Here is a 21512-nt window from a genome sequence, read left to right on the forward strand (position 1 = left end):
TCGCCACTCGCTATTCGCCATTCGCCCAAAGGGCGAATAAATGCGCTGTCCCTATTGCGGCTCCTTCGACACGCAGGTGAAGGACTCGCGCCCCGCCGAGGATTCCGCCTGCATCCGGCGCCGGCGCGTCTGCCCGACCTGCGGCGGACGCTTCACGACCTTCGAGCGCGTGCAGTTGCGTGAGATCATCGTCGTCAAGAAATCCGGCAAGCGCGCGCCTTTCGACCGCGACAAGCTCACCCGCTCGGTCGAGATCGCCCTGCGCAAGCGCCCGGTGGAGCCCGAGCGCGTCGAGCGGATGATTTCGGGCGTCGTCCGCCAGCTCGAAAGCCTGGGGGAGGCGGAGATCGAGAGCCAGCGCATCGGCGAGCTCATCATCGAGGGCTTGCGTTCGCTCGACGCCGTGGCCTATGTCCGCTTCGCCTCCGTTTATCGCGACTTCCGCGAAGCGCGCGACTTCAACGTCCTCATCGACGAATTGGAGAGCGGCGGCGACCCGCCCGACGCCGAAGACTAGATGAGCCTTCACGAAACCATCCCCCTCGCCGCGACCGACGACGCCTATATGGCGGCGGCGCTGGCGCTCGGCCGGCGCAATATGGGCCGCACGGCGCCCAATCCGGCGGTCGGCGCGCTGGTCGTGAGGGACGGCGCCGTCGTCGCGCGCGGCTATACGGCGGAGGGAGGACGGCCGCACGCCGAGTCGATCGCGCTCGCCGCGGCGGGCGCGGCGGCGCGGGGCGCGACGCTTTACGTCACGCTCGAGCCCTGTTCGCATCACGGGGCGACGCCCCCCTGCGTCGACGCCATCGTCGCGGCGGGCGTCGCCCGCGTCGTGACCGCGATGGAGGACCCCGATCCGCGCGTCGCCGGCAGGGGCCATGCGGCTCTGCGCGAGGCGGGGATCGAGGTCGCCGTCGGCCCCGAAGCGGCCGCCGCGCGCTGCGACCATCTCGGCCATATTCTGCGCGTCACCAAGCATCGGCCGATGGTGACGCTGAAGCTCGCCCGGACGGCGGACGGCTACGCGGCCGGCGCCGCGCATGATCCGCGGCTGCGCATCACCGGCGCGATCGCCGACGCCTACACCCATGTGCAGCGCGCGCTGCATGACGCCATCATGGTCGGCTCCGGCACGGCGCGCGAGGACGATCCGCTGATGACCGTACGCCTGCCGGGCCTCGACGAGGCCAAGCGGCTGCGCGTCGTGCTCGACCGCAATCTGACGCTTTCGCCGCGCTCGCGCCTCGCCTTCACCGCGCGCGAGACGCCGCTGCTCGTCCTTACAGGGCCGGATGTCTCAAAGGTCGCGGCGCGCGGCTTCGCGGACGCGACGGGCGCCGAGGTGGCGCGAATTGCGACGATCGACGGCCGTCTCGATCTGCTCGCGGCGATGCGCCTGCTCGCGGATCGCGGAGTCACGCGAGTCTTCAGCGAGGGTGGCCCGCGCGTGGCGGAAAGCCTGCTGTCGGCGGGCCTCGCCGACGAGGTGATTCTTCACACGGGCATGAAGCCGCTCGGCCGCCCCGGTCGCCTCGCGCTCACGCCCGCCGCGCGCGCGGCGCTGGAAAACGTCTCGCGCTACCGCATGATCGAAAGCCGAATGCTCGGTTCCGACCAGATGACGCGCTATGCGCGGATGGATTAATAGCTCCCTCTCCCCGTGCAACGGGGAGAGGGTTGGGGTGAGGGGCAAGGCAAGAGAGGCGGACGAAGGTCTTTCATGACGGCGCGACGAATGCGCGTCGTCGCGGCCTCGCCCCTCACCCTGACCCTCTCCCCGCAGGCGGGGAGAGGGAATCGTGTTCACCGGCATTGTCACCGACATTGGCGAGATTTTTTCCGTCGAGCCGCGCGGCGATCTGAAGCGCTTGCGCATCGCCTGCGCCTATGACGCCGAGAGCATCGCGCTCGGCGCCTCCATCGCCAATTCCGGCGTCTGCCTCACCGTCGTCGCCGTCGCGCGCGAGGGCGGCCGCACGATCTTTGACGTCGACGCCGCCGCCGAGACGCTGGCGAAGACGACGGTGGGGGCCTGGACGCCGGGGACGCGCGTCAATCTCGAACGCGCGCTGAAGATCGGCGACGAGCTCGGCGGCCATATCGTCACCGGCCATGTCGACGGCGTCGCGCGCATCGCGTCGCGGGATGATTTTGACGGTATGAGCCGCTTCTGGATCGAGACGCCGCACGCGCTTTCGCGCTTCGTCGCGCAGAAGGGCTCGGTCGCGCTGGATGGCGCGTCGCTGACGGTGAACGAGGTGGAAGGCGACCGTTTCTCCATCCTTCTCATTCCGCACACCCTGGCCGCGACGACCTTCGGCGCATGCAGGGCGGGGGACGCGCTCAATATCGAAGTCGATCTGATGGCGCGCTATGCGGCGCGGCTGAGCGAGGCGCGGTGACCGCTACGCCGTAGAAAGCCCGTCATCGCGAGCGCATGGGAAACCGCTGGGCGAGGGGCAGGGACGAACCCGACGTTTGCCATCATTGCGAGAAGCGAATGCGACGAAGCAATCCAGCGGCCGCCGCTCCTGGATTGCTTCGCTTCGCTCGCAATGACGGAGGGTGCATGGGGAAACCCCTGGACGAGGGGCAGGGACGAACCTGACGCCCGCCCGTCGTCATTGCGAGCGCAGCGAAGCAACGGGCGGCGCGCTTCTACAGGCATGTCCGACTTGAAAAGCGCTCGCGACCGCCGGTCCGCGACAAGAAAAATAAAACGCGCCGAACATAGGCGGGGCGCGAAAAAATGTGTATGCATCGCCGCCCAAGGAGTAACGGCCCATGGCAGGTTTTGCACCCGGCGACCTTGATCCGACGCCCGTTCCCGGCGCGCGGATACTGGTCGTCGCGGCGAAGTTCAACGCCGACATTGTCGGCTTGTTGCGCGACGGCGCGCTTGCGGCGATCGCGCGGCTCGGCGCAAGCGCCAGCGTGATCGAAGTTCCCGGCGCGCTGGAGATTGCGACCGCCGCCGCGCTCGCGCTCGACGCGGCGGAGAAGGCGGGCGCGCCCTATGACGGGCTCGTCGCGCTCGGCTGCGTCATTCGCGGCGAGACCTATCACTTCGAGATTGTCGCCAATGAAAGCTCGCGCGCGCTGATGGATCTCTCCGTTTCGCGGCGCCTTCCCTTCGGCAATGGAATCCTCACCGTGGAAAATGACGAACAGGCGATCATGCGCGCCGATCCGAAACAGGGCGACAAGGGCGCCGACGCGGCGCTGGCGGCGCTCTCGCTCGTGCGCCTGAAGCGGAGCCTCGCATGAGTCTCGACCAGCGCTCGGCCGCGCGGCTCGCCATCGTGCAGGCGCTTTACCAGATGGAGGTCGCCGGCAAGGGCCTCAATGAAATCTTCGCCGAGTTCGAGTCGCATTGGATCGGCCGCGAGATCGAGGGCGTGCAATACAAGCCCGCGGAGCTCACCTTCTTCCGCGACGTGCTGCAGGGCGTGCTCACGGACCAGGTGGCGATCGACCGGCAGATCGACCGCGTGCTCTCCGGCGGATGGCCGCTCGCGCGCGTTGAGGCGGTGATGCGCGCCGCCCTGCGCGCCGGCGCCTATGAGCTGCGCGCCCGCAAGGACGTGCCCGCCCGCGCCGCGATCAAGGAATATGTCGACGTCGCCGGCGCCTTTTTCGGCCCGACGGAGTCGGGCATGGTCAACGCCGTGCTCGACAAGATCGCGCGCGAGGAGCGGCCGGGGGAAATGGGGTAGCGGCTTCCCCGACCTTCGAGACGCCGCCTGCGGCGGCTCCTCAGGATGAGGAAGCCTCCTCGCCCTCTTGCTGAGGAGCGAGCGACGCGAGCGTCTCGAAGCACGAGGGCGAGGAGATGCCCAAGCGTTACACTGAAGACGAACTCATCGCCCGCGTCTTCGCGCCCATCGCCGGACCGGCGGCGCTGGGGCTGAAGGACGATGCGGCGCTGCTTGCGGCGTCCAGCGAGCCGACGGTGGCCACTGTCGACATGCTCGTCGCGGGCGTGCATTTCTTCCCGGACGATCCGCCGGCGCGGATCGCCCGGAAGGCGCTGCGCGTCAATCTTTCCGATCTCGCGGCGAAGGGGGCGGAGCCTGTCGGTTTTCTCCTCTCGCTCGCATTGCCGGCCGATTGGACGAATGACTGGCTCGCCGCTTTCGCCTCGGGCCTCGCGGCGGACGCCGAGGCCTATGCCGTCCCGCTCATCGGCGGCGACACGACGGCGACGCCGGGGCCGCTGGCCATTTCCATCACGGCGCTCGGCCGCACGCCGCGCTTCGTGCCGCGCACGGGCGCAAGGCCCGGCGAAGCCCTATATGTCTCGGGGACGATCGGCGACGCCGCCATCGGCCTCGCCTTGCGGCGCGACCCGGCGCTGGCGGATCGGCTGTCGCCGGCGTCGCGCGATTATCTTCTGGACCGCTATCTGCTCCCGCATCCGCGCCTGGACCTCGTCCCCATGCTGCGCGCCCATGCCGGCGCCGCGATGGACGTCTCGGACGGTCTCGTGGGCGATCTCGCAAAGCTTTGCCGCGCTTCCGGCGTGAGCGCGGTGGTTGAGACGGCGCGGGTTCCGCTCTCCCATGCGGCGCGGGAAGCCGTCGGTTTGGAGCCGAACCTTCTCGAAACGGCCCTGACCGGCGGCGACGATTACGAAATTCTGTTCACGGCGGACGGCGGCGCCGCGCTCCCCGAAAGCCTGACCCGCATCGGCGACGTCGTCGCCGGAGCGGCGGCGCCGCTCTTCCTGGAAGCGGACGGAAAGCCAGCGGTCTTCGGCCGACTCTCTTTCAGTCATTTCTGACGAGCGTGGAAAGAGCTAAATCAAAAGCTTGGCCATCGGAGGCGCCAATGGCGACAGCGGCCGGGAGCGTCCCCGGCTCCCTCGGTGGGAAGCGCGCCAATTTGCGCCGCCGGGTTTCAGGTTAGGGGCGCGCCGGCGCCGCCGCGCGGAGACTTTAGCCGGATTGCCGGGATGCCCTGTTTCTGGCAGAAAGCGCGCGGAAAATCCTCGCGCCCTGCCCCGATTCGAGGCAGGGATGCGCTCCTTTTTTCCGTTGCGCGACAGCCCCTTTGTAGCGTGACCCGCTCGGCCGCCCCCCGGCCGCAGAACGAAAAGGCGAACCCATATGGTCCTTTTTCTCACCATCGTCTTCGGACTCATGTCCGTCGTATACGGCGTGAAAACGTCGCAAGAGCTGCTCGCGGCGGATCCCGGCTCGCAGCGCATGCAGGAAATTTCGGGCGCCGTCGCCGAGGGCGCGCAGGCCTATCTCAACCGCCAGTACAGGACCATCGGCTATGTCGGCGCGGCGATCTTCGTGCTGCTCGTCATTCTGCTCGGCTGGTGGGTGGCGATCGGCTTCGCAATCGGCGCGGCGCTGTCCGGCGCGGCCGGCTATATCGGCATGAACGTCTCGGTGCGCGCCAATGTCCGCACCGCCCAGGCGGCGACGCAATCGCTCGCCGGCGGTCTCGACATCGCCTTCAAGGCGGGCGCGGTGACGGGCCTTCTCGTGGCGGGCCTCGCCCTGCTCGGCGTCACGGTCTATTTCGTGGTTCTCACCTGGTTCGTCGGCTTTACGGCGGAGAGCCGCGTCGTCGTCGACGCGCTCGTGGCGCTCGGCTTCGGCGCCTCGCTCATCTCGATCTTCGCGCGTCTGGGCGGCGGCATCTTCACCAAGGGCGCCGATGTCGGCGCGGACCTAGTCGGCAAGGTCGAAGCCGGCATTCCGGAGGACGATCCGCGCAATCCGGCGACCATCGCCGACAATGTCGGCGACAATGTCGGCGATTGCGCGGGCATGGCCGCCGACCTCTTCGAGACCTATGCGGTGACCGTCGTCGCGACGATGGTGCTGGCGTCGATCTTCTTCGCCGGCCAGCCGGGCCTCTATGGCGCGGTGACTTATCCGCTCGCCATTGGCGGCCTCTCGATCCTCACCTCGATCGCCGGCACCTATTTCGTGAAGCTCGGCAAGGACGAGACGCCGTGGGGCCAGTTCGCGGCGCCTTACTTCGAGAAGATCGGCCTCAAGGACGACCAGATCATGGACGCCCTCTATAAGGGCCTCATCGCGACGGGCGTTCTCTCGATCCCCGGCCTCTTCCTCGCCACGCTCTTCACCGTGGGCCTCGGCGAGGTCGGCAAGGTGAACGGCGAGTCGATCAATGGTTTCGCCCTCTTCATCTGCGGCCTCATCGGCCTGATCGTCACGGGCGCCATCGTTTATATCACCGAATATTACACCGGCACGGGCAAGCGCCCGGTGGTGTCGATCGCGCAGGCGTCGGTGACGGGCCATGGCACGAACGTCATTCAGGGCCTGGCGGTGTCGCTCGAGGCGACGGCGGCTCCCGCGGTGGCGATCGTGCTCGGCATCATTCTGACCTATCAGTTCGGCGGCCTCTACGGCACGGCGATCGCGGTCACGACCATGCTCGGCCTCGCCGGCATGATCGTCGCGCTCGACGCTTTCGGCCCGGTGACCGACAATGCCGGCGGCATCGCCGAAATGTCGGGCCTGCCGAAGGAAGTGCGCCAGTCGACCGACGCGCTCGACGCGGTGGGCAACACGACCAAGGCGGTGACCAAGGGCTACGCCATCGGCTCCGCGGGCCTCGGCGCGCTGGTGCTTTTCGCCGCCTATACGAACGACATCAAGCACTTCGCGGCGGCCGGCGTGCCGTCCTTCAAGGGGCTCGAGAATATCGACTTCAGCCTGTCCAACCCCTTTGTGGTGGCGGGTCTGATCTTCGGCGGCCTCATCCCCTATCTCTTCGGCGGCATCGCCATGACGGCCGTCGGCAAGGCTGCCGGCTCCGTCGTCGAGGAAGTGCGCCGCCAGTTCCGCGAGAAGCCCGGCATCATGGACGGCTCCGACCGTCCGGATTACGGCCGTGCGGTCGACATGCTGACGCAGGCGGCGATCAAGGAAATGATCATTCCCTCGCTGCTGCCGGTCTTCGCGCCGATCGCGATCTATCTGGTCGTCCGCATCCTCGGCGGCGGCGTCGCCAATTCGCTGGCGGCGGTCGGCGCCCTGCTTCTGGGCGTGATCGTCAACGGCGTCTTCGTCGCCATCTCGATGACCTCGGGCGGCGGCGCCTGGGACAACGCCAAGAAGTCCTTCGAGGACGGCTTCGTCGACAAGGACGGCGTGAAGCACCTCAAGGGCTCGGACGCGCACAAGGCCTCGGTCACGGGCGACACGGTGGGCGACCCCTATAAGGACACCGCCGGGCCGGCCGTGAATCCGGCCATCAAGATCACCAACATCGTCGCGCTGCTGATGCTCGCCGTCTTCGCCCATTGGGGCTGAGCGGGCCTACGGTTTGAAACAGAAAGGGCGGGGGAGACCTCGCCCTTTTTGACTTTTAGGTCATTGCGAGAACGCTCCAACCGACCACGAGGCGCCAGGATTTACGGGAACTGTCGGGGATGTCGAAAGCTCAAGCGAAATCCCTGGTAAGATGGCGGACATATGTAGTCTTTCTCGCCATCGCCTTTTCCCTCTCCTCATGCCTCTCCAACAAAGTCTCCTCGCTCGCTCCCAATATGGTCCGCGTCACCCTGCAAGGCGCCGACGCGCCGACCGATGAGCAGGCGTTGAAGGAGGCGCTGGTTCTGGCCTCCAAGGAAACGCTTGCGCACGAATACGACCTCTTTCGCTTCATCGACTGGAGCGCTGGGGAGGTTCAGGTTCAGACGCCCGGCCAGCCGGCCGTCGCCAATTTCGCCGTCACAGTCGTGATGTTCCGCTATGGCGAACAGGGCTCCAATCCCGTCTTCGACGCGCGTAAGATTTTGGAGACGCAAAAATAGGAAGGGCCGGAAATCGTCCCCTCTCCTTTTTACGGCTATGCGGCGCTGGTTGGAGCGGCCGCGCCGCTTGTGTCCGGCGGCTTGTGGCCCCGCCGGGGCGCCGGCGCGCTCGAAAATGCGCTATAGCGACGTCCGAAACCCATCCAGAGGAACGCCCGTGAAATACCGTCTTGCCTGCCTCTTTACCCTGGCCGTCACGCCCGCATTCGCCGTCGATCCGACCGGCGTTCCGGAATGCGACGCGCTGCTGCATCGCTACGAGGCTTGCTCCGGCCAGTTGAAGCCCAGGCAGGTTCACGCCGCGCAGAAGGAACTGCTGGACGCCGCCATGGGCATGCGCGCCGCCTCGAACGACCCGACGAAGCGGGCGGATCTCGTCCGCTATTGCAACGACACGTTCGAGCAGATGAAGAAGGCGAGCGACATCAAGGAGTGCATGTCGCAGCCGCAAGCGACGCCGCAGCCTTAGACCATATCGCGGCGACGGCGCCGCATCGTCAGGGCGCGCCCGTCAGCGCCTTCCCGGCGACGCAGGCTTCGAGATAGGGGCGGGACCGCATTTCGGCGAGGCGGGAGACGGCGCGCTGAAATTCGCGCGCCTCCTCGCCATGCGGAGCCTGATAGAGCCGTTCCGGCTCGGCGGCGGCCGAGACCGCGAGCAGCGCGTGAGCCTCGTAGAGCACGTCGACCAGCATGATGAGCCGGCGCGCCTCGTTCCGCTGCTCCGGCGCGAGGGCCGGCGCGTCGTCGAGGAGCACGGCGTCGAAGCGCTGGGCGATGGCGAGGTAATCCGCCGCGGAAAGCGGGCCGCCGCAGAGTTCCGCGAAGCTCATGCGCGCGACGCGGCCGACCGTTTGCGGGATGAAAATCGCGCGCTGCTTCATCGCGACCGTCGCCGGCGCGCCGCGCTTGGCGCCTGTGAGCGCGAAGAACAGGGCGTCCATGCCGGCGTAAGCGCGCGCGTCGGCGGGCGCGAAGAAGACTTCGCCCGCGCAGTCCCGCCGCGCCCGGTAATCGACCGGCGCGGCGAGGCGCATGACGTCCATGCGTTCTTTCAGCAGTGCGATGAAGGGCAGGAAGAGATCCCGGTTGCGGCCGCCGTCATAGAGTTTCGACGGCTCGACATTGGAGGTCGCGACGACGACGACGCCCTCCGCGAAGAAGACCGCGAACAGCCGCGCGAGAATGGTGGCGTCGGCGATGTCGGTCACGGCGAATTCGTCGAAGCACAGAAGACGCGTCTCGGCGGCGATTTCCTGCGCCACGCGCGTCACCGGATCGACGACCCCTTTCGCGGCGTCGCGCCGCAGACGGTGAAGGCGCTCGTGAATATCGGCCATGAAGCCGTGGAAATGCGTCCGCCGCTTCTTCTCCACATGCGCCATCTCGAAGAAGAGATTCATCAGCATGGTCTTGCCGCGGCCGACCGGACCCCAGAGATAGAGGCCGCGCGGCCGCTCCTCCTGCCAGAAGAAGGCGCGCAGGACATTGGGGAGAGGCGCGGTTGGCGCGCGGCCCTTGGCGAGCGCGTCGACGAGCGCCTGGAGCTTCTTGACCGCCTCGCGCTGATAGGCGTCGGGGTGAAGGTCCCGCTCGACCACGAGCGCGTCGTAGCGCGCGACGAGAGCCTGCCGCGTCATCAGGCGCGCCGCATCTGGCCGCTCACGGCCTCGAAGGCTCCCGGCCGCAATTCGCAATAGAGCAGGCGGTCCGGATCGACGGGACCCGGCATGGAAATCTTGCCGCGCGGCGCCCGCGCGAAGCCGAGGCGGGAATAATAATCCAGATCGCCCACGAGCAGCACGAGTCCGTGGCCCGCTTCGCGCGCGGCGTCGAGGGAATGCTTGACGAGCTTCTCGCCCACGCCCTGCGAACGGAAGGCGGGCTCGACCGTGAGCGGTCCAAGCAGCAAGGCCGGCGTCGTGCTCACGAGAATGCCCGTCATGCGGTTCGCGCCGACGAGCAGCGTCCCGACGCGCGCGACGAAGGACAGCGACAGATCGGGCGCGACGCCCTCGCGCAGGCGATAGGCCGTGCGCGCATAGCGGCCGGGGCCGAAGGCGCGCTCGTCGAGTTTCTCGATCTGCGCTTCGTCCGCCGCCGTCATGGGGAGAAATTGAATGACAAGGTCGATCATGAGCCGGGCCGAGCCCATAACACGCGCGGCGCTCCGGGCAAAACGCGTTGCGCCCGTGAGAAGCGCCGTGCGACATTCCGCCATGAACGAACTCACGTTGCGCCGTGCCGGCCCCGAGGACGCCCGCCGGATCGCCGAAATCCATATTGAGAGCTGGCGCGAGACCTATGCCGGGATGATGCCCGCGCCGATCCTCGCGGGGCTCGATATTGAGGAATGGACGCCGAAATGGCGGCGCAATCTGGCCGACGACGATCCCGCCGCCGCGACTTTCCTGGTTCTGGACGAAGGACGGCCGGCGGGATTCGGGCTCTGTCGCCGCCAGCGTTCGGAGAAGCTCCTGCCGCTCGGCTTCTCGGGGGAGATTACGTCGCTCTATCTCCTGCGCCGCATTCAGCGCCGCGGGGCGGGGCGCCGGCTGCTCGCGGCGCTCGCGGGGCATCTTATCGGCCGCGGCTGCGACAGCGCCGCCGTCTGGGTCTTTCGAGAGGCCGCCCATGCGCGCGCCTTCTACGAGGCGCTGGGCGCCGAGCCGACCGGCGTCGCGGGCGTGTGGGAGATATACGGGATGGTCCTGCCGGATATGGCTTACGGCTTTTGCGACCTGCGCCGGCTCGCGCCGCAGACTTGACCTTATGCGGCGACGGCCCGACCTTCTCGCAAGGCGCTCCCAAGATCAGGGCGCCTCAGCCAGCGAGGTGGATATGCGCATTTTCCTTTCAGTCCCGTTCATTTTCGCCCTTTTCGCGGTCTCGCCGGCGGGCGCGCAAGGAACCGACGCCCAGCGCGCCGCCTGCGAGCGGGACGCGGAGCGGCTCTGCTCGTCCGCCATTCCCGACGTCATCGCCGTGGAGAATTGCCTGCGGGCCAATGCGAAGGCGCTGTCGCCCGCCTGCCGCCGGCAGTTCACGAGCCCCAAATCCGGCAGGCCGCGCCGCTGATCAGCGCAGAGCGGACATGAGCTGGCGCACGAAAGGCGCGCGCTGGAAGGCGGCGAAATCGACCTTCAGCTCCGGACCCGCTTTGGAGCCGACGGCTTTGCGCGCGTCGCCGAGGACGCCGGCGCGATAGTCCTCGAGCGACAGGCCGCCGGATTTGCCGCGGGCCCAGCGCTTGAAGATCCTGGATTTGGCCCGGTCATAGGCGCTCGCGCGCCCCTGGTCGGCCGCGAGGTCCGCGAGGCCGAAGCTGAACCGGATCCAGGCCTCGCGGGTGATCGCGCCCTCATGCCTCACATCCATCTCGGCGAAGGTCTTGTCGATGAAATGATTGGCTTCGTCGGCGCTGATGAAGCCGTCGCGGTTCTGGTCGAAGGACTGGAAGATGGCGTCGAGCATGTGATGCGCGTCGCCTTGCGCGCGGACCGGCGCGGAGCCGAAAGCGAGCAAGGCCGCGAGCGCGGCGGATAGCTGGAGCTTCATGTCCCGAATTCCTGAAAAGCGGTTTCCCGTCACCAATAGGGAGAGAGCGGCTCCCCGTCCAAGACCTCGGCGAGGCGGGCGCGGGTGGCGGGGGTGATCCCGTCCGGCAATTGGGTGAGCGGGAAGAAGGCCGCCTCGGCGATTTCATGGTCCGGCTCGCGCTGCCCCTCATGGCGGAAATGGCGCACCACATAGAGCGCCACATGGTCGCGCGGCGAGACCCGGCGGTTGAGATAGACGCCATGGAGCGTCGGCGCGCTCAGAAGATGCACGCCGCCTTCCTCCTGAAGCTCGCGGGCGAGCGCCTGCAGCATGGTCTCGCCGCTCTCGACGCCGCCGCCTGGCAGATAGAAGCCCGGCACGTAAGTATGCCGCACGAGCAGCACGCGGTCTTCGGAATCGAGCACGAGGCCGCGCACGCCGAGCGTCATCGGCCTCTGGAACAGCGCGCCGAAGGTGATGATCCGCGAAAATATCCGCGCCCGCAAGGAAAGCTGCGGGCGCGGCTTTCGCAGCGTCGCCGTCTCCGGCGTTTCCTGTTTCATGACGCGACTATGGCAAATGGCGCGCAAAGGCTCTAGTAGCCTGTGTCACTCGAATTGACGGGATTTTTGGAGGACGTTCATTCGCGGCCGTCATTGCTTCGCTTCGCTCGCAATGACGGTAGAAAACATCAACAAAAAGGCTGGCAATTCGAGTGACGGAAACCACTAGGACTATCGCCACGAAAAACAGGGTCGAATGTGAGCTTTCTTCTCGCCCATCTCTCCGACGCCCATATCGGGCCGATTCCCAGACCAAACCTTGCGGAGCTGCTCGGCAAGCGGGTCACCGGCTATGTGAACTGGCTCTACAAGCGCGCCGGCCAGCACGATATGGGCGTGTTGGGGCGGCTTGTCGCGGACATGCGGGCGCACAGGCCCGACCATGTCGTGATGACCGGCGACATCGTGAATATCGGCCTGCCGGCCGAGATCGCGCTCGCGAAGGACTGGCTCGCGACGCTGGGCGGCGCGCAGGAGGTGAGCTTCACCCCCGGCAATCACGACGCCTATGTGGCCGACGCGACCAGGCTCGTGCATGAGGTCTTCGAGCCCTGGACGACGAGCGAAGCCGGCGCGCCCGGTTTTCCCTATCTGCGCCGGCGCGAAGGCGTCGCGCTGATCGGGCTCGATTCCGGCGTGCCGACGGCCCCTTTCGTCGCCTCCGGCAGGCTGGGGGACGCGCAGCTCGCCGCCCTCGGCGCGCTGCTGGATCAGACGAAGGCGGAGGGGCTCGCGCGCATCGTCTTCCTGCATCATCCGCCGCATGTGGGCGGCGCGCGCGCGCTGCGCGGGCTCGACGACGCGGCGGCGTTCGAGGCGGTCATCGCCCGGCGCGGCGCCGAGCTGGTGCTGCATGGCCACAACCACAAGCCGAGCGTCGCCTATATCGCCGCGCCGCAGGGGAGGACGCCCGTCGTGGGCGTCGCCTCGGCCTCGGCCCGGCCCGGCGGCCATTATCCCGCAGCGGCCTATCATCTTTATGAGATCGAGCGGGCGGGAGACGCGTTGTGCATCGGCCTGCGGCGGCGCGAGCTGACCGGCTCCGGCGAGGTGGTCGAGCTCGGGGCCGAGGAGCTGGTTCAGCCCGCGAGATAGGTCTTGTAGGCCCAGATCGCGATGATCGCGAGAAGGCCGAAGAAGGCGGCGGAGCCCAGGAACTCGATGAAGAAAAGGAAGATCTGGAACGCCTTCCCATTGAGGGCGCCCGGCTTCCCGGCGTTCTCCGGCGCCGCCGTCTCGCGCAGGAGCCGCGCCGCGCCGCCGCTGGCGTAATCCACGGCCAGCGCCTTCTCGCGCTCGATCAGCCGATGCGCGATATAGGTCGTGGCGGCGTCGACGATCTCGTCGATGTCGGCGCTCTCGCGCAGCGTGATGCGGCCGTGGCGGGTGTCCTGCAGGAAGCGATAGGTTCGCCGGTCGCGGTCCATTTCCACGAAGCCGATCTGGTCGATGAAGAGCCGAGGCCTTTCGCCCGGCGACACGCCGACGTCGAAAATATCGCAGTCCTGCGGCACCTGGGCGAGCACGGGCGAAAGCGCGTCGGCGAGCATTTCCAGGCGCACGATCTCGGCGGCGCGCAGATCCGCAAGCGCGGCCGAATGTTCGGCGTTTTCGACGCGCGCCTTGCGGAGCGCCGCCGCGAGGCTCGCCATGCGCTGGTCGGGCGGGGTCCTGGCCGGAAGCTCCGCGGGCTTCTCCCGCCCGCTTTCGGCGGCGACGATGGACGAGATTTTGTCGCTTCCGGCGGCGGGGGAGGGTCTTCGCAGCAAGCTCCGGCGGCCATTGTCGGGCTGCGCGGGCAAAGGGTCTTCCATGTCGCTCACTCGCTTCGCCCTCGGCGCGCGGGATTAACGCTTTCTTTACTATAGCGTCTCAGGCGGGATATGCGAAGCGCGGCGGCGCGGCGCGCGCGGGGAATAGACTTTTCCCCCGGCCTCCGGCTAGGGAATCGGCTAGTCTGCCGGTGATTCAGGCATTCCCAGACAAACGGCGCCGGCCAACGGACGCCCGGAGGGACCAATGGCGACCCATGGCGAATCGGACATCGGCGGCGCGCTGTTCGAGCGAATCCTTTTCGGCGTGGTCTTCGCGGCCGTGGCGGCGCTGGAGGCCTCCGGCGGATGGGACCATCTTCTGGTCGCGGGCTTCTTCGCCGGGGCCGCGCTCTATCTGCTGCGGCCGTCGAGCGAAGGCGGCCGCCAGGCCGTCAACTTCGCCGTCGACTTCCTGGCCGTCGCGGCCTTCGCGGCGCTGTGCGACCGATCCGGCCTCCTGTGGCGCGCGCCCGATGCGCTCGACCAGCTCTTCCGTATGTCTCCCGTGGGCGCCGGCGCCGCGACGATCGTCTATATCGCCGGCGTCGTCTCGCTCACCGCGCGCTCGCGCATGCCGCTGCGCGTCGCGCTTTTCCTGTTGCCCTTCCTGTTCAGCCTGGTGATCGCGCTGGGCTCGCCGCCGGTCACTCAGATCGGCGGCGTCTTCTTCCCCGGTCTCGACGTTCCCGAGGCCGTCAAGAAAATCGTGGGGCGGACGCTCGTCCTGTTCCTGCTGAACGAGGCGGTGGTCGTCGGCGTGCCGCTGGCGCTCGGGCGCTTTCTGCCGCGGCAATGGCGTCCGCACGGCATTCTCGCCTTCTCCGCCTTCATCGCCGCGCTGACGCCGTTTATCGCGACGGCGGTCTCGGTCTTCGTGGCGCCCTATGCGCCCGGACCCCTTGCCGCCCTTGCGGCGACCATCGCCGCCGCGCTGGCGCAGGCGGGGCTCTGGGGCGAGACCTATCTCGTCACCCAGGCCGTCGCCGGCCTGTTGCGCGCGACGCCTTCGCTCTCCATCGTCGTTTTCCATGACTGGAAGACGGGCGCCGAGAAGGGCGCCGTCTACGGCTTCGTCTATATGGCGATCGTGCTGACCGCGGGGCTCGTCGTCTCCTTCCCGCCGGCGGTCACGCTCATCACGCTTTCCGGTCCGCTCGGCGGGGCGCTGATCGGCGGCGGCCTCTACCCGCTGGCGCGCGCCATTATGGAGAGCACCGACTCGACGCCGCCCTTCTTCGCGCGCGTCGAGGAAGCCTATCTGCGTCCGGCGAATTATGCGCGCGGCGCCGTCGCGGGCGTCGCCGTGAGCGTCGCGCTGATGATCGACCTGCCGGCGGCGAGCGGGCCCGACCGCTTCCTCTTCGGCGCGCTCGCGGGCGCGCTCGCCTATGCCGGCGTCGATCTCGCATTCGACTTCTACGAGCTGATGCGGGTGCGCCGCCAGCATTTCCGCAGCTGGCGCGTCTATACGCTCGGCGCGCTTCTCGGCGCTTTCGTCGCGGGCGGCGTTTTCTGGTATTTCGATGCGGATCAGCTCGGCGCCGTGGTCAGGAAATTCTTCGCCTATGTCTCGCTCGACTATGCGGCAGACGGGCGCGGCGTGAACCCTTATGTCGTCCGGCCGCTTTTCTCGAAATGGGGGACGACGGATCTCGGCCTCGTCGACGGCGGCGTGCGGCTTCTCTACGACGAGTCGCTCTCGGGCGTGATCCAATGGGTCTTCGCGGCGCCGCTCTTCTCGATCAACCTCTTCTTCCTGACGGCGCTCATCAAGCGCAGCCTGCAGCCCTTGAGGCAGCTCGCGAGCTGGGAAGGCCTCGACATGCTCGTCGAGAACGCCGTGCGCGTGCTGCGCTGGGGCCTGTGGATGGCGCCCGTCATCTACTCCTTCCTCAAGGCCGCGCCGGATCCGAGCTGGTACAATCAGGACGGCCTGATCCGCACCGGCGTCGCGACATGGATGAGCTATATCCTGCCGGACAACGAATTCCGGGCCTGGAGCCTGGACATCTTCACGGCGCTCCTCGCCTATGACGTGCTGCGGGTGCTGATCTGGTTCGACCATATGGGTCTGCGCGTCGCGACGCTGGTGAACTTCTCCTTCGTCGGCGGCGACGCTCTGGACGAGCGGGCCGCGCGCTTCGTCGGCAAGGAGCAGGTGAGCCGCGCCATCCCCGAAGGCATTCGCCGCTTCGGCACATGGGCGCCGCTGCTCCTGCCTTTCTACATTCCGCGCGGTCCGGATTGGGACAAGGCGTGGAGCGCCGCCGAGCAGATGGCGAATACGCGGCCGCCGTCCTACACCTATCTCGTCGGCGGCTACCTCGCTTATGCGGGCCTCGTGGCGCTGGGGCTCGTGCTCTTCCTGCTCGGACGTCTGGCGCAGGCGCAGAAGATTCCGCTCGAAGGCGTGACGGGCGCCGGCGGCGCGCCGGGTTCGCGGCCTTTGAAGCTCACCAACGGCCTGATGACCAGCGAATGGTTCCAGGACGGGCAGGGCGCGATCCGCATTGAGGGCGTCGCGCGCGGCGGCCCGCCGATCGACCTCACGCGCCGGCCCGACGATCACGCCCATCCGCGCGGGCGCTTCCTGTTCCTGCGCGAGGCCGGCGGGGAGCTCTGGTCCGTGGGCGAGGCGCCGACGCGCTGCCCCGGCGCCTGCGGAACGCTTTCGGAAGCCGGAGAGAACTGCCTCTTCTTCATGGCGGAGCAGAACGGTTTCGCCGTCGAGGCGAGCGTGTCGCTGGCGCCGGACGAGGCGGTGGAAATCCAGCGCCTGAAGATCGTGAATCTCGAACCGCGCGCGCGGAAGCTGACGCTCGCCTCGCTGCGCGAATGGGTGCTCAACGAGACCAATGTCGAATTGCGCGACGCGGCCTATAACGCCATTCACGTCGGCACGTGGTACGTCCGGTCGCTCAACGCCATCTTCGCGCAGAACCGTCTGTTGAAGGGCGGCGCGCGGCGCCAGGCCGATCGGCGCCTCTCGCCCGAGATCGGCTTCCACGCCATCGGCGCCGGGCCGGACACCAAGATGGTTGTGGTCGGATATGAGGACGTCAAATCGCGTTTCTACGGCATGGGCCCGACCAATGCGCCCGACAGTCTGACCGGCCTCGGCGAGGCGCCGCGCAGTCCCGACGCCGAGGGCCTGCTTTACGGCTTCGAGCCCTGCGCGAGCCTGCATCTGGAGATCGAGATCGGGCCAGCCGGCGCGGCGGAGCTCGTCATCGTCGACGGCTGGGCGAAGAATATGGGGCTCGCGACCGCCTCCGTCGCGCGCCATCTGGGCGCCGTGTCCGTCGCGCCGGAGATTCTCGATCGCGCGCTCTCGCGCCGGCGCCGGCTCGTCATGCCGCCCGCGCCGACCAAGCATCGCTATGACTTCTCGGAGGACGGCCGCAGCCTCGCGCTTCAACCGGGCACGCCGCGCCCCTTCGCGCATGTGATCGCCAATCCTTTGGGGACCGGCTGCGTATTGACGAATGACGGCGACATCTTCTCCTTCTCCAGCAATTCGCGCCTCAACAGCTTCACGCCTTTCCGCATGGGCGAGGGCCGCATGGCCCCGGCGGGGCAGATGATCTATATTTACGACATCGCCCGCGCCGACGCGCACAGCCCGACTTTCGTGCCGCTTCGCCGGCGCGACGCCCGCTATGAGGCGACCTTCGCGCCGGGCTCCGCGATCTTCCGCGCCGAACGCGACCATCTCGAACTGGAGATGCAGGTCTTTGTGAGCCCGACGGAGCCGATCGAGTTCCGCCTTCTCAAGATCCGCAACAAGACGGTCCATGAGCGGCTGCTGCAGATCGTCCCGGCGATGGAGGTGATCCTTGCCGAGACGCCGATCGAGAGCCTCGGCAGCGTGCAATCGGTCATCGACGACGACCTGCATTCGATATACTTCCGCAACCCGGCGAATAATTTCGTGAAAGGCTGGGCCTTCGTCACGACGTCCATCCCGGCGGAGTTCGCGGAGACGTCGCGCCGCCGCTTCCTCGGCCATGAGAGCCGCAATCCCTATCTGCCCTACATGGTCGAGCACGGCCATCCCGACGCCGGCGCGCCGGAGCATGAGCGCAAGGTGGCGGCCTTCAGCGGCGCGATCGACGTGCCGGCGGGAGAGGAGGCGGTCGTCGTCGTCGCGCTCGGTCAGACGACGACGATGGAGGAGGCGAAGCGTCTCGCTCAGCTCGCGCGCGACCCCGCTTTTGCGAAGAAGCAATGCGAGGCGAGCGCCGAGGCCTGGAACGAGCAGCTCTCCGTGCTGCGCATCAAGACGAACCGGCCGGAGGTGGATCGCCTCGTCAATGACTGGCTGCCCTATCAATTGCTGGCTTCGCGCCTCTGGGGCCGCACCGGCCCCTCCCAGCGCTCCGGGGCCACGGGCTATCGCGACCAGTTGCAGGACGTCATCCCGCTCATCCATCTCGCGCCGGAGCGCGCCCGCGCGCAGATATTGCTGCACGCCAAGCACCAATATCTCGAAGGCGACGCCTGCAAGTGGTGGCATCGCGCGCCCAATGGCGGCACGGGCCTCGCCGACCGCACGCATTCCTCCGATCCGCATCTGTGGCTGCCCTATGTCACGATCCGCTATGTGAAGGGCACAGGCGACTGGGCCGTTCTCGACGCCGTGGAGACGTTCCTGGAGGCCAATCCGGTTCCGAAGGACCAGGAGGGCGAGGCGACCGTTCCGCTCAATTCGCGCGACAAGGACACGCTGCTCGGCCATTGCGCCCGCGCCATCGACTACACGCTCGATCGCTTCGGCGCGCATGGGCTGCCGCTCGTTGGCTCGGGCGACTGGGACGACGGCATGCATCTCGTGGGCGTCGAGGGCCGGGGCGAGAGCGTGTGGCTCGGTTTCTTCCTGCATGGCGTTCTCGTCGATATCGCGCCGTTCTTCGAGAAGAAGGGCGACGGCGCGCGCGCCGCGCGTTATCTGGAGCGCGCCGGGGAGCTGCGCGCCGCGCTCGCCGAATGCTGGCGCGGCGATCGCTATGTGCGCGACTTCGCGGATGACGGCCGGGAGATTTCGCCGATGAGCGCCATGACGGCGCATTGGCCGACGCTGACCCACGCCGTCGACGCGGCGCGCGGGCGCGAGGCGATCGAGAAGGCGCTCGCCGTTCTCGGCCGCTCCAATCGCATTCTGCTCGTCACGCCGCCCTTTGACGAGCATTCCGATCCCTATCCGGGCCGCAGCGCGGAATATCCGCCCGGCGTGCGCGAGAATGGCGGGCAATATTCGCACGGCGTGTCCTGGTTCGTGGACGCGCTCGCGAAGCTCGGCGCGCAGGCGAAGGCCGAGGGCGACGAGAGGGCGGCGCAGGAGCTCTTCGCTCGCGCCTTTGAAAGCTGGATCGCGATCTCGCCGATCTCGAAACTGGGAACGCCCGCCGAGGCCGACATCTATGGCCTGCCGCCGCACCAGCAGCCGGCCGACGTCTATGAGGGCGAGGGCTATGAGGGCCGCGGCGGCTGGGGCTGGTACACGGGCGCCGCCGCGCGCATGATCTCCGCCGCCTACGCCATGCTCGGGCTCGAATTCGAGGAGGGCGAACTGCGGCCGCGAGCGGACGCTTTCGATTCGAAAGGCGGGCTGCGGCTCGAAAGCGTGACTTATAAGGGCAGGACCTTCACGGCCGCCGACCGCGGATAGAGGCGGAAGCCGGCTTTTCGCGGGACGCGCTCGCTAAACTATGAAACCGATTAGTTTTTGTGTGACCGGCGGCTTTCGGCGGAATTGCGGCGCGATCGAGCGCGCGCTTCGCCGCGCGGCCCAGATCAAGCCGCGTTCAGGCGGATCGTCTAAACGAAAATAACATGATCGATTCTAAAGGTTTAGAGCGCGCCTTTTACAAAGGACCGGTTCCCGCTTTTTGGCGGAGCGCTTTAGGTTGTGGAACGAATTCGCGTGCTATATCCATAGGTTGGAAAGGTATTCGCGGCGCATTTTCTATGCAGACGAGCTTGCGCCTCGATGAGCGGCGTCGCCGTTGAGTAGATTGACCGAGCAAAGCTTCGCCATTTGGCTTAAGCATTGTTGTATTTAACTTTTTTCTGTATGTGCGTTATTGTCGCAATTAATTGATTTCGGTAATGCAAAATGATAGGTTATGCTCACCTTCTCGCATTTGTCCGGCTAGAATTATGATGGATGAAGATATTGCTGCAATCTTCGCAGGTCAAACGGCCGCGATCGCCGTCATTTGCGAGCTTCTAATCAAGGATGAGCGACTGAAGCGGGAAGAGCTTTGCCATCGGCTCTACGATTTGCTCGAGCGCCGCCGCACTTCCAACGCAAATATGTTCAGTGTCGGCCCCATAAGGCACCTTATCGCCATATTGGAGGCGAATGGCGAGCGCGAGCTCAAATCAGCCGAATAACGCCGCGTCCAGATAATGGCGTGGCGGTCCCGGAACGTTCCGGGAACGCTGTTTGCATTCAAATTTATTGTCAAGTTCAAGTCTCGTTCATACCATGACGGGGTGCGTCATTCTGTGCCCGGCGTTGCGTCATGCGTGCCTCGGTCTTGTTCTTTTTCCCCTTCGCATGGATTGGAGCCGCCGATCCGGCGCATGCGGGCGCATGGCTCTATCCGGCGGGGGAGGGCCAGCTCATTCTCACGACGACCTTCGCCGACGCGCAAAACGCCTATGACGCGGGCGGGCGACTGGTCAGAACGCCCTCGTACCGAAAGTTCGAGGCGCGCGCCTATCTGGAGCACGGCGTCACAGATTGGCTGACCTTCGTTGCGGAAGGCGGCGCGATGAGCTTCCGGGGCGCGCCCGCGCCGTCGGATCATATCAATCTGCTCGTCGCGGAAGCCAAGGCCGGCTTGCCGCTCACGGCTCAGCCCCCGCCGGGCGTGAAATATGAGGGGATCGGGCTCGGCGCCGTCGGGGCGCGGGCGCAGCTCCTCGCTTATGGCCCTTATGTCCTTTCCGTGGAGAGCGGCCTTCGCGCCGCTTCCGCGGAGGCGCGCCGATTCCTCGACATGCGCTGCGCCACGCAGATCGACGCCCGCCTTCTCGTGGGACGCTCTTTCGAGCTTTTGGGCGTGACCGGCTTCGCCGAGACGCAACTCGGCTTGCGCATGCGCGGCCAGAACGGAGACGAAATCCGCATGGACCTCGCCGCCGGCATTCGGCCGTGGAAGGGTTGGATGCTGATGGCGCAGAGCTTTTCGGCGATCGCGCCGCGCGGCGGCATGGCGACCTTCGTCGCCGCGCAGAAATTCCAGCTTTCGGCCGTCTATGAGCTGACGCCGTCGATCTCTTTGCAGATTGGCGGCGTTACCGCGCTCAGCGGCGTGAATTCGCCGGCCGAGCGCGGCGTCGTGAGCGCCATATGGTGGCGCTACTGAGCCTCGGCGATCGTCGAGAGCGCCTCGACCTTCACATGGGCGACGCCGGCCGAGCGGAAGCCGAGCGCGTCGGCGGCATGGGCGGAGACGTCGATCACGCGGCCGCCCGTGAACGGCCCGCGATCGTTGATCGTCACGACGACCGAACGGTTGTTCTTGAGATTAGTGACGCGCACCTGGGAGCCGAAGGGCAGGGTGCGATGGGCCGCCGTGAAGGCGCCGACATGGCCGCCGCTCGCCGTGCGCCCGCCGAGCTTGTAATAGGAGGCCTTCCCCACCCAGGCCGCCTCGGCGCCGCTGGCGAGCGCGACAAGCGCGACGACGGCTCCGACCAAAATTCGCTTCAACATATCTCTCCACTTTCGCACGCGGGCTTGCGCGCGTTTCGCGCCGCGCTTCGAGCGATGGCGTG

At 67.2% G+C, this 21512-nt stretch carries 21 protein-coding genes; 15 read left to right on the plus strand and 6 right to left on the minus strand.

What is annotated here, in order from left to right; genetic code table 11:
* The first annotated feature begins 40 nt into the window (after positions 1 to 40).
* The 9 genes from nrdR to ACV7JP_RS14310 all read left to right on the plus strand — a co-directional run bounded on the left by nrdR (position 41) and on the right by ACV7JP_RS14310 (position 8276).
* Positions 41 to 517, plus strand: coding sequence for a transcriptional regulator NrdR (gene nrdR / locus ACV7JP_RS14270; RefSeq protein ID WP_457796325.1), 477 nt, complete (start codon positions 41 to 43; stop codon positions 515 to 517).
* The gene (ribD, locus tag ACV7JP_RS14275; RefSeq protein ID WP_457796326.1) at positions 518 to 1648 is read left to right on the plus strand and encodes a bifunctional diaminohydroxyphosphoribosylaminopyrimidine deaminase/5-amino-6-(5-phosphoribosylamino)uracil reductase RibD; all 1131 of its coding nucleotides are present in this window, start codon (positions 518 to 520) and stop codon (positions 1646 to 1648) included.
* A 154-nt stretch (positions 1649 to 1802) separates the two neighbouring features.
* The gene (locus tag ACV7JP_RS14280; RefSeq protein ID WP_457796327.1) at positions 1803 to 2405 is read left to right on the plus strand and encodes a riboflavin synthase; all 603 of its coding nucleotides are present in this window, start codon (positions 1803 to 1805) and stop codon (positions 2403 to 2405) included.
* Positions 2406 to 2787: 382 nt separating this feature from the next.
* Positions 2788 to 3270, plus strand: coding sequence for a 6,7-dimethyl-8-ribityllumazine synthase (gene ribH / locus ACV7JP_RS14285; protein ID WP_457796328.1), 483 nt, complete (start codon positions 2788 to 2790; stop codon positions 3268 to 3270).
* The gene (nusB, locus tag ACV7JP_RS14290) at positions 3267 to 3719 is read left to right on the plus strand and encodes a transcription antitermination factor NusB (protein WP_457796329.1); all 453 of its coding nucleotides are present in this window, start codon (positions 3267 to 3269) and stop codon (positions 3717 to 3719) included. The genes ribH and nusB overlap by 4 nt, the downstream gene beginning before the upstream one ends.
* A 116-nt stretch (positions 3720 to 3835) precedes the next feature.
* Positions 3836 to 4786, plus strand: coding sequence for a thiamine-phosphate kinase (thiL, locus tag ACV7JP_RS14295; RefSeq protein ID WP_457796330.1), 951 nt, complete (start codon positions 3836 to 3838; stop codon positions 4784 to 4786).
* Positions 4787 to 5111: 325 nt separating this feature from the next.
* Entirely contained in the window at positions 5112 to 7304 is a 2193-nt protein-coding gene (locus ACV7JP_RS14300; RefSeq protein WP_457796331.1) for a sodium-translocating pyrophosphatase, read from the plus strand.
* A 119-nt stretch (positions 7305 to 7423) separates the two neighbouring features.
* Entirely contained in the window at positions 7424 to 7807 is a 384-nt protein-coding gene (locus ACV7JP_RS14305; RefSeq protein ID WP_457796332.1) for a hypothetical protein, read from the plus strand.
* Positions 7808 to 7964: 157 nt separating this feature from the next.
* Positions 7965 to 8276, plus strand: coding sequence for a hypothetical protein (locus ACV7JP_RS14310; RefSeq protein WP_457796333.1), 312 nt, complete (start codon positions 7965 to 7967; stop codon positions 8274 to 8276).
* 28 nt (positions 8277 to 8304) lie between these two features.
* Here the strand turns inward: ACV7JP_RS14310 and zapE are convergent, their stop codons facing one another.
* A complete protein-coding gene (zapE, locus tag ACV7JP_RS14315) occupies positions 8305 to 9447 on the minus strand; it encodes a cell division protein ZapE (RefSeq protein WP_457796334.1) in 1143 nt (380 codons plus the stop codon).
* A complete protein-coding gene (locus ACV7JP_RS14320) occupies positions 9447 to 9944 on the minus strand; it encodes a GNAT family N-acetyltransferase (RefSeq protein WP_457796335.1) in 498 nt (165 codons plus the stop codon). The genes zapE and ACV7JP_RS14320 overlap by 1 nt, the downstream gene beginning before the upstream one ends.
* Positions 9945 to 10026: 82 nt before the next feature.
* Between ACV7JP_RS14320 and ACV7JP_RS14325 the strand changes: the two genes are divergently transcribed.
* Together ACV7JP_RS14325 and ACV7JP_RS14330 are read left to right on the plus strand one after the other, a co-directional pair.
* Positions 10027 to 10575, plus strand: a complete 549-nt coding sequence (locus ACV7JP_RS14325) for an N-acetyltransferase family protein (protein ID WP_457796336.1) — start codon at positions 10027 to 10029, stop codon at positions 10573 to 10575.
* Positions 10576 to 10648: 73 nt separating this feature from the next.
* Positions 10649 to 10885 carry a hypothetical protein gene (locus ACV7JP_RS14330; protein WP_457796337.1) on the plus strand — a complete coding sequence of 79 codons (237 nt, stop codon included), beginning with the start codon at positions 10649 to 10651 and terminating at the stop codon, positions 10883 to 10885.
* Here ACV7JP_RS14330 and ACV7JP_RS14335 read toward each other — a convergent pair whose 3' ends face one another.
* Together ACV7JP_RS14335 and ACV7JP_RS14340 are read right to left on the minus strand one after the other, a co-directional pair.
* The gene (locus ACV7JP_RS14335; RefSeq protein WP_457796338.1) at positions 10886 to 11365 is read right to left on the minus strand and encodes a hypothetical protein; all 480 of its coding nucleotides are present in this window, start codon (positions 11363 to 11365) and stop codon (positions 10886 to 10888) included. It lies immediately after the preceding gene.
* 29 nt (positions 11366 to 11394) lie between these two features.
* Positions 11395 to 11910 carry an NUDIX domain-containing protein gene (locus ACV7JP_RS14340; protein ID WP_457796339.1) on the minus strand — a complete coding sequence of 172 codons (516 nt, stop codon included), beginning with the start codon at positions 11908 to 11910 and terminating at the stop codon, positions 11395 to 11397.
* 198 nt (positions 11911 to 12108) lie between these two features.
* Between ACV7JP_RS14340 and ACV7JP_RS14345 the strand changes: the two genes are divergently transcribed.
* Positions 12109 to 13005: a metallophosphoesterase family protein gene (locus ACV7JP_RS14345; protein ID WP_457796340.1), complete on the plus strand. Its 897-nt coding sequence runs from the start codon at positions 12109 to 12111 to the stop codon at positions 13003 to 13005.
* Here the strand turns inward: ACV7JP_RS14345 and ACV7JP_RS14350 are convergent.
* The gene (locus ACV7JP_RS14350; protein WP_457799097.1) at positions 12990 to 13724 is read right to left on the minus strand and encodes a hypothetical protein; all 735 of its coding nucleotides are present in this window, start codon (positions 13722 to 13724) and stop codon (positions 12990 to 12992) included. The genes ACV7JP_RS14345 and ACV7JP_RS14350 overlap by 16 nt on opposite strands.
* A 205-nt stretch (positions 13725 to 13929) precedes the next feature.
* Between ACV7JP_RS14350 and ACV7JP_RS14355 the strand changes: the two genes are divergently transcribed.
* The 3 genes from ACV7JP_RS14355 to ACV7JP_RS14365 all read left to right on the plus strand — a co-directional run bounded on the left by ACV7JP_RS14355 (position 13930) and on the right by ACV7JP_RS14365 (position 21100).
* Positions 13930 to 19392, plus strand: a complete 5463-nt coding sequence (locus ACV7JP_RS14355) for a GH36-type glycosyl hydrolase domain-containing protein (protein ID WP_457796341.1) — start codon at positions 13930 to 13932, stop codon at positions 19390 to 19392.
* A gap of 491 nt (positions 19393 to 19883) precedes the next feature.
* Complete coding sequence (locus tag ACV7JP_RS14360) at positions 19884 to 20120, plus strand: hypothetical protein (RefSeq protein WP_457796342.1); 237 nt, start codon at positions 19884 to 19886, stop codon at positions 20118 to 20120.
* 131 nt (positions 20121 to 20251) lie between these two features.
* Positions 20252 to 21100, plus strand: coding sequence for a hypothetical protein (locus tag ACV7JP_RS14365; RefSeq protein WP_457796343.1), 849 nt, complete (start codon positions 20252 to 20254; stop codon positions 21098 to 21100).
* Here ACV7JP_RS14365 and ACV7JP_RS14370 read toward each other — a convergent pair.
* Positions 21094 to 21450, minus strand: coding sequence for a septal ring lytic transglycosylase RlpA family protein (locus tag ACV7JP_RS14370; protein ID WP_457796344.1), 357 nt, complete (start codon positions 21448 to 21450; stop codon positions 21094 to 21096). The genes ACV7JP_RS14365 and ACV7JP_RS14370 overlap by 7 nt on opposite strands.
* Between the last annotated feature and the right edge of the window lie 62 nt (positions 21451 to 21512).

Source organism: Methylocystis sp. S23, from assembly GCF_054106005.1.